At 67.9% G+C, this 12787-nt stretch carries 11 protein-coding genes; 2 read left to right on the forward strand and 9 right to left on the reverse strand.

What is annotated here, in order from left to right:
- Positions 1-41: 41 nt before the first annotated feature.
- Complete coding sequence (locus F2Q65_RS05590; RefSeq protein ID WP_150091262.1) at positions 42-896, forward strand: class II glutamine amidotransferase; 855 nt, start codon at positions 42-44, stop codon at positions 894-896.
- A 124-nt stretch (positions 897-1020) separates the two neighbouring features.
- Here F2Q65_RS05590 and F2Q65_RS05595 read toward each other — a convergent pair whose 3' ends face one another.
- From F2Q65_RS05595 to trxA, 9 genes are all read right to left on the reverse strand, one after another.
- Positions 1021-2226, reverse strand: a complete 1206-nt coding sequence (locus F2Q65_RS05595) for an ABC transporter permease (protein WP_150091264.1) — start codon at positions 2224-2226, stop codon at positions 1021-1023.
- The gene (locus tag F2Q65_RS05600; RefSeq protein WP_150091469.1) at positions 2213-2902 is read right to left on the reverse strand and encodes an ABC transporter ATP-binding protein; all 690 of its coding nucleotides are present in this window, start codon (positions 2900-2902) and stop codon (positions 2213-2215) included. Before F2Q65_RS05600 ends, F2Q65_RS05595 begins: the two co-directional genes overlap by 14 nt.
- A gap of 42 nt (positions 2903-2944) precedes the next feature.
- On the reverse strand, positions 2945-4210 hold the full coding sequence (locus F2Q65_RS05605; protein WP_150091266.1) for an efflux RND transporter periplasmic adaptor subunit: 1266 nt from the start codon (positions 4208-4210) through the stop codon (positions 2945-2947).
- A gap of 151 nt (positions 4211-4361) precedes the next feature.
- On the reverse strand, positions 4362-5423 hold the full coding sequence (locus F2Q65_RS05610) for a M14 family metallopeptidase (protein WP_150091268.1): 1062 nt from the start codon (positions 5421-5423) through the stop codon (positions 4362-4364).
- A 15-nt stretch (positions 5424-5438) separates the two neighbouring features.
- Complete coding sequence (locus tag F2Q65_RS05615; RefSeq protein ID WP_150091270.1) at positions 5439-6881, reverse strand: glutamate-cysteine ligase family protein; 1443 nt, start codon at positions 6879-6881, stop codon at positions 5439-5441.
- A 20-nt stretch (positions 6882-6901) separates the two neighbouring features.
- Entirely contained in the window at positions 6902-7585 is a 684-nt protein-coding gene (murU, locus tag F2Q65_RS05620; RefSeq protein ID WP_150091272.1) for an N-acetylmuramate alpha-1-phosphate uridylyltransferase MurU, read from the reverse strand.
- The gene (locus F2Q65_RS05625) at positions 7582-8952 is read right to left on the reverse strand and encodes a paraquat-inducible protein A (protein WP_150091274.1); all 1371 of its coding nucleotides are present in this window, start codon (positions 8950-8952) and stop codon (positions 7582-7584) included. Before F2Q65_RS05625 ends, murU begins: the two co-directional genes overlap by 4 nt.
- Positions 8953-8992: 40 nt before the next feature.
- Positions 8993-10249 carry a transcription termination factor Rho gene (rho, locus tag F2Q65_RS05630; protein WP_150091276.1) on the reverse strand — a complete coding sequence of 419 codons (1257 nt, stop codon included), beginning with the start codon at positions 10247-10249 and terminating at the stop codon, positions 8993-8995.
- 348 nt (positions 10250-10597) lie between these two features.
- Positions 10598-10924: a thioredoxin TrxA gene (gene trxA / locus F2Q65_RS05635; RefSeq protein ID WP_150091278.1), complete on the reverse strand. Its 327-nt coding sequence runs from the start codon at positions 10922-10924 to the stop codon at positions 10598-10600.
- Positions 10925-11215: 291 nt separating this feature from the next.
- Here trxA and F2Q65_RS05640 point away from each other — a divergent pair, with 291 nt between their 5' ends.
- The gene (locus F2Q65_RS05640; protein ID WP_150091280.1) at positions 11216-12778 is read left to right on the forward strand and encodes a DEAD/DEAH box helicase; all 1563 of its coding nucleotides are present in this window, start codon (positions 11216-11218) and stop codon (positions 12776-12778) included.
- Positions 12779-12787: the final 9 nt, after the last annotated feature.

A 12787-nucleotide genomic window follows, 5' to 3' on the forward strand; every position in this document is an offset into this window, starting at 1 on the left:
AACCATCATCGTGATCCCTGTGCCCGAGGGGATCTCTATCCATGTGTGAGCTGTTCGCCCTGTCCAGTCGCGTCCCGGCCACGCTCGGCTTTTCGCTGGAGCGGCTGGCGCGTCGGGGCGGCGCGGATGGCCCGCACCGCGACGGCTGGGGGCTGGCCTTCTACGAGGGCCCGGACTGTCTGTTGCTGCGCGAGCCCCACGCCGCCAGCCACAGCGCCCTGATGCGCTTCATGGAGCAGCAGGGGCTGCGCACCCGCATGGCCGTGTCGCACATCCGCCTGGCCACCTTTGGCGATCGGGCACTGCGCAATACCCAGCCCTTCGCGCGCGAACTGGCAGGGCGCATGCATGTATTCGCCCACAACGGCGACTTCCCGGCGTTGCTGGATGCGCCCTGGCCGGTGGAGGCGCGGTTCCGGCCGATCGGCGATTCGGATTCGGAACTGGCCTTCTGCGGCCTGTTGGCACAGCTGGCGCCGCTATGGGACGGCGTGGGTCACGGCCAGGTGCCGCCGCTGGCACAGCGCATGGAGGTCATTGCGGAGCATGCGCGCGTGCTGCGGGAACTGGGTCCGGCCAACTTCATCTATGCGGATTCCGATGCACTGTTTGTCCATGCCCACGAGCGTACCCAGCTCGACGGCCGGATTCGCCCGCCCGGGCTGTATCTGCTCCAGCGCTGCTGCTGGCGTTCCGCGCCGGAACTGGCGGACTCCGGCGTCAACCTGTCCACGGTGCGGCAGGATGTGGCGCTGGTGGCCAGCGTGCCGCTGACCGACGAGTTGTGGCAGCCGCTGGGGGAGGGGTCGGTGATCGCGCTGTCGAACGGCGTCTGCTACGACGCCGATGGCCGCGAGACCGCGCCGGAGCAACTCGCCGCCGGCGGGCCGGGCTAGATCGGGCATTCACTCGGCCGCGATCGCCTCGAGTCGATCGGCAATGGGTTCGACGGACTGTATGCATGGCATCACTCAACGCGACTCGCGTGGCGTCAGACGTTGCGGCCGACGGCAACGCGCGCTACTCACGGCGCAGCGCCTCGATGGGGTCGAGTCGTGCCGCACGACGCGCCGGGAAGAAGCCGAAGAGGATGCCCACGGCCGCCGAGAACAGGAAGGCGAGCCCGATGATCCCGAGATTGAGCACGAAGGGCACCTGCAGGACCCTGGCCAGCAGCAGCGATGCCGCGAGCGCCAGCAGGATACCCAGCAGTCCGCCGAAGGACGACAAGACCACCGCCTCCACGAGGAACTGCGACAGGACCTCGCGCTCGCGGGCGCCGATGGCCAGGCGGATGCCGATCTCGCGGGTGCGCTCGGTGACCGAGACCAGCATGATGTTCATGATGCCGATGCCCCCCACCAGCAGGCTCACCGAGGCCACCGCCCCGAGCAGCGCCGTGAGCACCTGCGTGGTGCCGGTGAGCATGCTGGCGATCTCGCGCATGTCGCGCACCGAGAAGTTGTCCTCCTCCGATGCGCTGATGTGCCGGCGCTCGCGCAGCAGATGCTCCACGTCGGCCTTGGCCCGCTGCATGGAGCGCTCGGCGTGCACCGACAGATAGATCACGGCCACGTCCTGGTTGCCGCTGAGGCGCCGCTGCACCGTGCGCAGCGGCAGCAGCACCAGGTCGTCCTGATCCCGGCCCATGCCGCTCTGGCCCTTGGGCTGCAACAGACCGATGACCTCGCAGCTGAGCTTGGTCAGCCGCACGCGTTGCCCCAGCGGATCCTGGCGGCCGAAGAGCTCCCGGCGCACCGTGTCGCCGAGCAGGCAGACCGCCTTGCCGGCGCGCAGCTCGCCCTCGGTAAAGGCCCGGCCCGCCGCCAGTGTCCAGGCGCGCGCCTGCAGATAGCTGTTGTCGCTGCCGGTGACGGAGGTGGACCAGTTGCGGTTGCCGACGATGGCGGTGGCCGACTGGGTCACTGCCGGCGCCACGGCCGCCAGGGCGGGCACCGAGCGGCGCAGGGCCTCGATGTCCTCGAGCGCGAAGGCCGGTGCATCCTGGCGCATCCCCGGCCCCATGCGCTGCCCCGGCACGACGATGAGCAGATTGCTGCCGAGCCCTTCGATCTGTCTGCGCACCTGCAGGGTCGCCCCCTCGCCCAGGGTCACCATGACGATGACCGCGGCCACGCCGATGACGATCCCCAGGATGGTCAGAAAGGAGCGCAGCGCATTGCGGCGGATCTCGCGTACCGCGAGCAGCAGGCTATTGCTCAGCATCCGAAGGCCCTCCGGTCGCGGCGTCGCGCTCCACCAGGCCGTCCAGCACATGCACGACGCGCCCGGCGTAGGCGGCCATCTCCGGCTCGTGGGTGATCATGACCAGGGTGATGCCGCGCGCACGGTTCAGGCTGCGGAGCAGGGCCATGATCTCGTGCCCGCGGGCGCTGTCGAGATTGCCCGTGGGCTCGTCTGCCAGCACCACGGCGGGTTCGGTGACCAGCGCGCGGGCGATGGCCACGCGCTGCTGCTGACCGCCCGAGAGCTCCGCCGGCGTATGCTGCGCCCAGTCTCGCAACCCCACCGCGGCAAGGGCCGCCAGGGCGCGCGCCCGCCGCTCGCTGCTGTGCACGCGCCGGTAGATCAGCGGCAGCTCGACGTTCTCCAGGGCCGAGGTGCGGCTCAGCAGATTGAAGCCCTGAAACACGAAGCCCAGCGCATGTCGGCGCAGCAGCGCGCGCTCATCGCGGCTCATGGCACCGACGTCCATACCGCGAAAACGATAGGTCCCGCTGGTCGGCGCATCCAGGCAGCCGAGGATGTTCATGACGGTGGACTTGCCGGAGCCGCTCGGGCCCATGACGGCGACCATCTCGCCGGTCGCAATGGACAGGTCCACGCCGCGCAGCGCCTGCACCGCAGCTGCGCCCTGACCATAGACCTTGGTCACGGCCATCAGCTCGATCAGCGCGCCGCTGCCTGGCTCAGCGAGCACGGGCTAGCCGCCCCGCTCGAGCACGTCCGTCAGCACCGCCATGCCAGGCTCCAGTGCGCCCGCCGTGATCTGGGTCCAGGTGCCGTCGCTGGCGCCGGTCTCCACCGGGATCGGTGTTGGAGCGCCTGCGCGCAGCACCCAGACCCGGGCCTTTGCGGCCGAATCCGCCGCACGCCGATCGCCATGGGGCGGACGTGGCAGCAGCATGCCCACGAGACCGCCCCCCGAGCGTCCGGTGCCGTCAGTGCTGGGCGGGCGAAAGCGCAGCGCGGCGCTCGGTACCAGCAGCACGTCCTCGAGCTGCTCCACCAGGATCTCGGCGGTGGCCGTCATGCCCGGGCGCAGCAGCAGATGCGCATTGTCCACCGACAGCAGGGTCTCGTAGGTAACCACGCCCTCAGTGGTGCTGGGGGCGAAGCGCACCTGTTCGATGTGGGCCGGAAAGCTGCGCTCAGGGTAGGCATCGACCCTGAACTCGGCGGCCTGGCCCTCGGCCACCTGGCCCACATCGGCCTCGTCCACGTCGACGTGTAGCTCCATCTGCGCCAGGTTTTCGGCCAGCGTGAACAGCACCGGCGTCTGCAGCGAGGCGGCCACCGTCTGTCCCGGCTCGACCTTGCGCTCGAGTACGATGCCGTCGATGGGCGAGCGGATGACGGCCTTTTCCACCGCGCGTTGATCCGCATCCACCTGCGCCTGCGCCTGGTCCACCTGGGCCTTGGCCACGGCGAGCAGGGCCTGGGCGCGCTCGAAGGCCGCCGAGGCGGTGTCCATCTCCTCCGGCGACGCGAGCTTCTTCGCGATCAGCTCACTGGTGCGGCGCAGCCGGTTGCCGGTCTCGGTGACCGTGGCCCGGGCCTCGAGCACGCGCGCATCGGCCAGGGCCAGGGCGGCCTGGGACTGGCGCAGACGGGCATCGAGCTGATCCGTGTCGAGCTGCGCCAGCACGCCGCCGGCGCTGACGCGATCGTTGTAGTCCACCGCAACCGACTCGATGGTGCCGGAGACCTCGGTGCCCACCTCGACCTGGTTGACGGGCTGCAGCGTGCCCGTGGCGGTCACCTGCACCACCAGCCTGCCGCGCTGAACTGGTTCGGTCTCATAGCGGGGCGCATCGTTGGTGCGCGGGGCGAGCAGCAGCCAGGCCAGGCCCCCCAGTGCCAGCAGCAGGGGCACAAGGAGCCAGCGCAGCCTGCGGCGTCGCACCGAGGCCTGTCGCTCGGTCTCCAGTAACCGGGCCAGGTCGTCATCGCCGTTCAAGTCGTGCATGGTGTCAGCCTTGGTCAGCCGCTCTGCCGTTCTGGCATTCAGGCGCTGATGTCAGCTTAGCACTCGCGCAAGCGACCGGGGATGGTCGTGGTCGTCTTGCTGCTGGTGCCTTGCCGCTGATTCTCGGCACTGTGGGCGACGAGCGGGCTTGTCAGCCGTCTTCGGTCTTGCGCGTCGGGACCTGGTGGTTGTAGCGCTCCATCAGGTAGCAGAGGCAGTCCTGGCGGATCACGGTTTCGTCGCAGGTGAGCATGGACGGCATGGCCGGGACGCGCAGGCGCAGTTCGCCGTCGATGTGGTCGAAATAGCGCGGATAGACATCCCGATTCCATTCGTCGCGTACGTCCAGTGGCGGGGTCGCGTCGCATCGGCCGAAGGCGGTGCCGGCGGGCAGTTCGCGGAAGTTCAGGCGTTCCAGTTCCGGTGACAGCAGCAGTCCCGCCGCCGGCATGCCGCTTGCCGGGGCGAAGGTGAAGGCCACATCGGGCCGCACCCGCACCTGGGCCATGGTATGGAACAGGTCGATGTCGTGGGCCGGCACGGCATGGCTGGGCAGTTCCGACAGGCGCAGGCAGGCGTCGACATAGTCCAGCGCGTGCTCCACGCCCAGCTGATCACGCACCTTGCCGCATTCCAGCGTCACCGCCGGGCACAGCGCGGCCATGGCCTGGGACTGCACGCCGCGGGGGCGAATGAAATAGACCACCGTGCGCGAGAACAGCGCGGCCAGATGCAGGAAGCGGTTGTCGATGACGTTGACGCAGGCGTAATGCGGATTGGCGCCGGTGTTGTTGTGCAGATCCACGCTGGCGAAGACGCCGCGATGGGCCATGCGCTCGACGACCCGGGCCATCACCGCGTGCTCCGGTGTCGGCGGCAGTTCGCTGCCTGGCCAGACGCGGTTGTAGTCCGGCTGGTCCGGCAGATGTCGCTGTTGACGGGCGGCCGCCAGGACGTTGCCGATGAACAGGCTCAGCGCCCGGGGCAATGGCCGCGCTGCCTGCTGGTAGCGGCGCAGCAGGCGTCGCACAGCCTCCCAGCCCACGGTCTCGTTGCCGTGGGTGAGTACGGAGACGAACAGGGCCGGTTCACGCTGACCGGGCAGGTGGATCAGCGTCGGGCCCGCCAGGTGTTCATGCAACTGGTGGCTGGGGCAATCCAGCAGGCCCGGCGGCAGCTGCGTCAGCTCATGCAACTGTGGAATGTCATTCATCAGTGATGTTCTTCATCAGTCCAGCGTCCATTCGTGAACGGGTCTTCCGGTGGCCTGCTTGTCCAGATAGGCCTCGGTCAGCAGGGCCATGTCCGGGCCGAACCGGGCGACCCAGGCGCGTTGCCAGGCGGAACCGGTGCGCCGGGTGCGGGCACGTTGATCGATGATGCCGAGCCAGTGGGCGCTCTCGGCGTCGTCGATGGCCAGGTCGCGCAGTCCCTGGCGTGCCAACGGCAGCAGTCTTTCCAGGATCAGCCGCGACAGCGGCATCCGCCGGGCAGTGTACCAGGGGATTTCCGCCCCCAGACCGTACTGGGCGGCCAGGTAGAAATTGGCGCGCGCCTGCTGAAAGCGGATGTGCCCTTCCGGTGCATCCGGCTGGGTGGCCAGCGCATGCACGGCGCCGAAGTAGAAGGCGGCATTGGCCACGTTGTCGGCCACGGTGGGTGCGGCCGCGGCGACGCGATGCTCCAGGCGCAGATGCGGCCGACCCGCCGATGGGTTCCCCGACGCATCGAAGCCGATCAGCGGCCGGTTCCAGCGCCAGATGGTGCCGTTGTGCAGCCGCAGGTGGGCCAACTGGTGTGGCGGTGCATCGTCCATCAACTGCGGCAGGATCACCGGGTAGCGCGAGACATTGGCGCGGAAGCATTCCATGACCGAGCGTTCCGCATAGCGGATGCCGAAGCCCACGCGTTCGCGCAACGGGCTGCCGCCGACGGAGACGGCCTGCTCGAACAGCGGGATGCGCGTCTCGTGCCAGAGTTCGCGACCGAACAGGTAGGGCGAGTTGGCGCTGAGCGCCACCATGGGCGCGGACAGGATCTTGGAGGCGTTGAACACCCGTGCGGACTCGTCGGCGCCCATCTTCAGATGGATCTGGAACGAGGTGGCCGCGGCCTCCAGCATCACGTCCCGTTGCTCGATGGTCAGCGGCTGCTCGCCATAGATGCCCAGCCGGATCGGTGCGCCGTCGCGTAGCCGCAGGATCTGTTCGTTGAGCGCCCGGTAGCGTCTGCGGGGCGTCATCCGGCCAATGACCAGATGCTCCGGACGCAGGGTCGGAAGGATGCCGATGGTGCCCACGCGCGCGCCCAGCGGCGCTGCGGCCCTGCGGCAGCGTTCGAGGGTATGTTCCAGCTCGGTGGCGAGGCGGCTCAGGGCGTCGCCGCGCAGCCGCAGCGGCGTGCCGTTGAACTCCAGGTTGAACTGGGCCAGTTCTGGCACCACCAGTGGATCCGGACGCCGTTCCAGCAGCGGTTCGATCAGCGGTGCCGGGGCCATGTGCCGCTGGTCGATCAGCCAGGCCTCCAGCTCGAATCCGCCCTCCCTGGGGGTGTCGGCGAAGCGCCGCTCGTCGAACCAGGACTGCAGCAGTTCGGTCTCGGCGCGCAGGCGGGCCTCGAATTCGGCGAAATGCGCCGGGCTGAACTCACTGTCGGCGATGTCCTGGCCCATGCTGGTGACCGGTGGCGCAGTTAGTCCTGTCCTCTGTCTAGCATCTGTCGCAAGGCTTGTAAACGTTCGGGTGTGCCGACGTCCAGCCAGTGGCCGCGATGGTGCATGCCGCCGACCCGGTCCCGGGCCATGGCTGCGGTGAGCAGCGGGGCGAGCCGAAAGGGGCCGTCGCTGCAGCCTGCGAAGAGGTCCGGATGGTAGATCCCGACGCCGGAGAAGGTGAGCCTGGGACCCTTGCCCGCACTCACGCGGCCCCGGGCATCGAGCGTGAAGTCACCCTGTGGATGATGCGGCGGATTGTCCACCAGCACCAGGCTGGCCAGATCGCCGCTGCGGTGGCGGAGTCGGCCATAGTCGACATCGCACCAGATGTCGCCGTTGATGACCAGAAACGGCTCCGGTCCGAGCAGCGGCAGGGCCCTGAAGATGCCGCCGCCGGTCTCCAGCGCCTGGCCCTGGCCCTGGCCCTCGGCGGAGTAGCGGATGTGTACGCCGTGATCGCGGCCGTCGCCCAGCCGTTGCTCGATCTGCGCCCCCAGGTGGGCGTGATTGATCACCAGCTCCCGGACACCCGCTGCCCGCAGCCGATAGATCTGGTGCTCGATCAGGGCCTTGCCCCCGGCCTGCAGCAGCGGTTTCGGCGTCCGGTCGGTCAGCGGCCGCATGCGCTCGCCGCGGCCGGCGGCCAGGATCATCGCCTTCATCGGCCTGTCGTCCCCGTCTCACGTTTAGTGTGTGGGCCGGCATGGGGGCTGGTATGTGGGCCGGTGTCTGCTCCGGCGTGTGGCTCGGCAGCGGGGTGGGCATGGGCCTCGAGGCGCGTCGACAGCACCAGGCTGGCGAGCACGAAGCCCAGGAACATGAAGAAGCCGATCTCCAGGGAGGTGCCGTTGGTGGTGATGACATCCACATCGCGCCCGCTGCGGGCGATGCTGGACAACTGGCTGGTGACCAGACCGCTGAAGCCGATGTAGGCCATCAGCATGGCCACCACCAGCACGTCGGCCATGGACCACTTGCCCGAGCGCAGCGCGAAGAAGCCCACCAGCGGGTTGCGCCGCAGCCGCCGCAGGTCGAAGTAGTACAGAAAGCCGCAGACCATCTTGGCCGTCGGAAAGACCAGGCTGAACAGGGTGATCAGGACCGCCACCAGGATCATGTCCGCGGCCCGCGTGGCCAGCAGCACGGCGACCACATCCAGGATGCTCTTGCTCTGGAAGTACAGCACCTGGTCGCTGAAGACGATGTCCTCGCCGAGCAGATCAAAACGCAACTCGGCGATGCGTGCCTCCACCTCGATCATCGGTGTCCAGACGCCAACCACGAGCAGCACCAGCGTGGCCGCCGTGAGCAGGCCCATGGCTTCGGGCGGCAACGCGGCGCGCCGCGGCAGCACGACCAGCGCGAACAGGCAGGTCACCGCCAGCGCCACCTGCAGCGCGCCGGAGCGGGCCGAGTGCTCGAGGTTGCGGGCGGCGGCCTCCAGCCGCGCGATGCAGCCGGCAACCCCGGCGCAGTTGCGGTTCGCGAGTACCTGCTCCAGCGCCTCGGTGTCGGTCCTGGACAGGGTGGCGGTGGCCGTGGTCTCGATGGCCGCAAGCAGCTGCGTCTTGATCTCCTCGCGGGTGGCGGGACGGTTCAGTTCATCCAGCAGGGCGTCGGCGTACTGCGGAACCCTGGCCCGCAGATCGTCGAAATCCACCAGGAAGTCCTGCACGCCCTGCCGCAGCGTTCCCTGCATGCGCTCCAGCCAGTCGTCGCCGGCGGAATTGCGGCGGCGAAGGGAGGCCTCGATCTCCAGCAGCAGGCGGTCGAGCACCACCTGGACATTGCGTTTCAGCGTCGGCCGGTTGGCGTCGGTGACCTCGAAGCCGTCGATGCGTCGGGCAAGCACGTCGGCCAGCTGATCGACCCAGACCTCGGCGTTGAGCAGCCCGTAACGCACGTCGCGCAGCTCCGCCAGATCGGTTCGCGTTTGCTGCAGCGCCCGCAGGTCGCCGATGAGTGTCACCGACAGCAGTACCGCCGCCAGCAACAGCCCCAAGCCCACCAGACCGGCGAAAACGCGCACCCCCGATTCACCCTTCAAACTTCAAACTTCAAACTTTCTCCTACCCCTTCATGGAATCGAAGAATTCGCCATTGGTCTTGGTGGTCTTGAGCTTGTCCACCAGGAACTCGATGGCGGCCACCTCGTCCATGGGATGCAGGATCTTGCGCAGGATCCACATCTTCTGCAGTTCCGAGGCCGGCATCAGCAATTCCTCGCGGCGGGTGCCGGAGCGATTGATGTTGATGGAGGGGAAGATGCGTTTTTCCGCAATGCGCCGGTCCAGATGGATCTCCATGTTGCCGGTGCCCTTGAACTCCTCGTAGATCACGTCGTCCATGCGCGAGCCGGTCTCCACCAGCGCGGTGGCGATGATGGACAGGGAGCCACCTTCCTCGACGTTGCGCGCGGCGCCGAAGAAACGCTTCGGCCGCTGCAGGGCGTTGGCATCCACGCCGCCAGTGAGCACCTTGCCGGAGGAGGGCACCACGGTGTTGTAGGCCCGCGCCAGGCGGGTGATGGAGTCCAGCAGGATCACCACGTCACGCTTGTGCTCCACCAGGCGCTTGGCGTGCTCGATGACCATCTCCGCCACTTGCACATGGCGCGTGGCCGGCTCGTCGAAGGTGGAGGAGATGACCTCGCCGCGCACCGAGCGGGCCATCTCGGTAACTTCTTCCGGCCGCTCGTCGATGAGCAGGACGATCAGGAAGACCTCCGGATGGTTGTGCGCGATGGACTGGGCGATGTTCTGCAGCATCATGGTCTTGCCCGCCTTTGGCGGCGAGACGATGAGGCCGCGCTGGCCCTTGCCGATGGGCGCGATCAGGTCCACCGTGCGCGCGGTCAGGTCTTCGGTGCTGCCGTTGCCGATCTCCAGGTTCAGCCGCTCCTGCGCAAACAGCGGCGTGAAGTTCTCGAACAGGATCTTGCTCTTGGCGTTCTCGGGTCGGTCGAAGTTGATGTCGCTGACCTTGAGCAGCGCGAAATAGCGCTCGCCGTCCTTGGGCGGCCGGATCTTGCCGGAGATGGTGTCGCCGGTGCGCAGGGCGAAGCGTCGGATCTGGCTCGGCGAGACATAGATGTCATCTGGCCCCGCCAGGTAGGAGGCGTCTGCCGAGCGCAGGAAGCCGAAGCCGTCGGAGAGGATTTCCAGCACGCCGTCGCCGTAGATGTCCTCGCCGCGCTTGGCCTGCGCCTTGAGGATGGCGAAGATCAGGTCCTGCTTGCGCGAGCGACCGACGCCTTCGAGTTCCATGGACTGCGCCAGTTCCACCAGGGAGGGGACCGGCATCTTCTTGAGTTCTGTCAGATTCATGTGGATTCAGTGTTTCGGGAGGGTCGGTCTGTCGTCGGCGGGATCATCTCCGCTGCGCCTTGTTGGGCGGCAGGCCCGGTGCGCCATGCCGCGCGCGGGCCGGACGGCGTGCAGGGGCGGGATGAGGGGCCGGCGATGGCAGGGCTCGGAGGGCGGCCCGCAGGCGGCCCGGGGTGGATGCTTGTTAGTCTTGCCGGTGGGTTTTGCCGCTTGGTGTTGCCAGCTCGCGCTTCTGACCGATGCGGGATGCGCGTCCGCCGGCAAGGCACCGCACAGGGCGCCTGAGGTTTCGCCCCAGGGGCCGTGCTGGCCCGTCGGCCGGCTTGCTGGCTGGCCCCGTCGCCGTGCTCATAGGTTGCTGTCGACGAACACCGTGAGCTGGGACTTTGACACGGCGCCGACCTTGATCGCCTCGGCCTCGCCGTTCTTGAACAGGATCAGGGTCGGAATGCCCCGCACGTTGTAACGCTCGGTGACGGCACGGTTCTGGTCGATGTCGATCTTGGCGATCCGCAGCCGACCGGCGTACTCGGCGGCGATCTCCTCCAGTACGGGCGCAATCATCTTGCAGGGTGCACACCAGTTGGCCCAGTAGTCGACCAATACCGGTTTGTCCGACTGCAACACCTCTTGCTCAAAGGTGTCATCCGTTACATGCAGGATGTGTTCGCTCACTTGACTTCGATCTCCGGTTTGTCTGTGGGAGGGGTGCGGCCATGCGGTCTCCGCTCGTTGACGGAGCGGCCCTGTGTCCGATTCGGCGTCGGGTTCTACGTCTGGCTGGAATCGTTGAGTGCCGGGTACGGGAGCAGGGCGAGTTGGAGCGCTGGCCGCGGGTTGGAAGGGGCAGGGCGGATTGGCTTTGTTCTTGGCCCCGGGGTTAAGATGCTATTTGAGCCAAAGATATCAAGATTTGCAAGTCCCGCGCGACTGCGCGGGTCAAATACTCGCCGACAGCAGGTTTCCATGCCACAGACCCACCTGACCGATGTCCGTTTCGACAGCTTCGATCTGGATCCACGCATCCTCGACGGCCTGAGGGATGCCGGCTTCACGTTCTGTACCCCCATCCAGGCCGAGACCCTGCCCATCGCGCTGGCCGGCCGGGACGTGGCTGGCCAGGCGCAGACCGGCACTGGCAAGACCGCCGCGTTCCTGGTGGCGGCGATGCAGCGGTTGCTGCAGCATCCGTCGGAATCGGAGCAGATGCCGGAGTCAGAGCCGAATGCGGAGCCGGATACGGAGTCGCAGGTTGGCCCCCGACAGCCGCGCGTGATCATCCTGGCGCCGACCCGCGAACTCGCAGTGCAGATCCACAAGGATGCGCTGCTCATCGGTCGTCATGCGGGCCTGAAGCTGGGTCTGGTCTACGGCGGCACCGGCTACCAGCAGCAACGCGACGAGATCGCCGCCGGTGTCGACATCCTCATCGGCACCCCGGGGCGGCTGATCGACTACTTCAAGCAGCGGGTGTTCCACTTCAAGGCGGTGGAGGTGGTGATCCTGGACGAGGCCGATCGCATGTTCGATCTCGGCTTCATCAAGGACATCCGTTTCGTGCTGCGGCGCATGCCGCCGGCAACGGAACGCCTGGGCATGCTGTTCTCGGCCACGCTGTCGTACCGGGTCACCGAACTGGCCTACGAACACATGAACGACCCGCAGATGGTCGAGATCGCGCCGGACCAGATCACGGCCGACCGGGTCACGCAGAACTGCTACATGGTCAGCAACGAGGAGAAGATTCCGCTCCTCATCGGCCTGATCCGGCAGTATTCCGAGGGCCGCATCATGGTCTTCGTGAACACCAAGCGCGAGGGCGAGCGGGTCTGGGGCTACCTGGAGGGCAACGGCATCAGTGCCGCGATGCTCTCCGGCGACGTGCCGCAGAAAAAGCGCCTGCAGCTGCTGAAGGCCTTCCAGGCCGGCGAACTGCCGGTGATGGTGGCCACCGACGTGGCCGCCCGCGGCCTGCACATCCCCGGCGTGAGCCATGTCATCAACTACGACCTGCCGGACGATGCCGAGGACTATGTGCATCGCATCGGTCGCACCGCGCGGGCCGGCGAGGCCGGCGATGCCATCAGTTTCGTGTGCGAGAACTATGCCTTCTGCCTGCCGGACATCGAGGCCTACATCGGCGCCAAGATCCCGGTACTGCCGATCGAGGAGTCGGTGCTGGCGGAGATCGACCCGAACAGTCGGGTACGCCTGCAACGTCGGCCCCGGGACGAGCGCGGGCCCAGAGGGTCCTCCCGGAGAGCCGCCCGGGGTGCGCCTCGCGATGCCGCCGGAAGCGGTCGCGGCGGCGCATCCGGGCGCGGGCGAGGGCGCGGTCGACAGGGGTCGGAGCGGGCCGAGGGCACCGGGCCAGCCGGCTCTGCCGGCCCCGATGCGCCGCCCGGGCCGTCCGCCACGGAGGTTGCCGCCGGCGGTGATCCGGCGCAGCCGGCAACCGGCGCGCCGACCAAGAAGCGCCGTCGGCGTCGCAAGCCGAGGTCTGGCGGCGAGGCACCGTCGGCGAGCTGATCCCGCAGC

The organism is Thiohalocapsa marina (assembly GCF_008632335.1).
Taxonomy (GTDB): Bacteria; Pseudomonadota; Gammaproteobacteria; order Chromatiales; family Chromatiaceae; genus Thiohalocapsa; species Thiohalocapsa marina.

Coding starts and splice junctions, on each gene's coding strand:
- F2Q65_RS05590 (WP_150091262.1), top strand. CDS start 42: ATGTGTGAGCTGTTCGCCCTGTCCAGTCGCGTCCCGGCCACGCTCGGC.
- F2Q65_RS05595 (WP_150091264.1), bottom strand. CDS start 2,226: ATGCTGAGCAATAGCCTGCTGCTCGCGGTACGCGAGATCCGCCGCAAT.
- F2Q65_RS05600 (WP_150091469.1), bottom strand. CDS start 2,902: ATGGCCGTGACCAAGGTCTATGGTCAGGGCGCAGCTGCGGTGCAGGCG.
- F2Q65_RS05605 (WP_150091266.1), bottom strand. CDS start 4,210: ATGCACGACTTGAACGGCGATGACGACCTGGCCCGGTTACTGGAGACC.
- F2Q65_RS05610 (WP_150091268.1), bottom strand. CDS start 5,423: ATGAATGACATTCCACAGTTGCATGAGCTGACGCAGCTGCCGCCGGGC.
- F2Q65_RS05615 (WP_150091270.1), bottom strand. CDS start 6,881: ATGGGCCAGGACATCGCCGACAGTGAGTTCAGCCCGGCGCATTTCGCC.
- murU (WP_150091272.1), bottom strand. CDS start 7,585: ATGAAGGCGATGATCCTGGCCGCCGGCCGCGGCGAGCGCATGCGGCCG.
- rho (WP_150091276.1), bottom strand. CDS start 10,249: ATGAATCTGACAGAACTCAAGAAGATGCCGGTCCCCTCCCTGGTGGAA.
- F2Q65_RS05640 (WP_150091280.1), top strand. CDS start 11,216: ATGCCACAGACCCACCTGACCGATGTCCGTTTCGACAGCTTCGATCTG.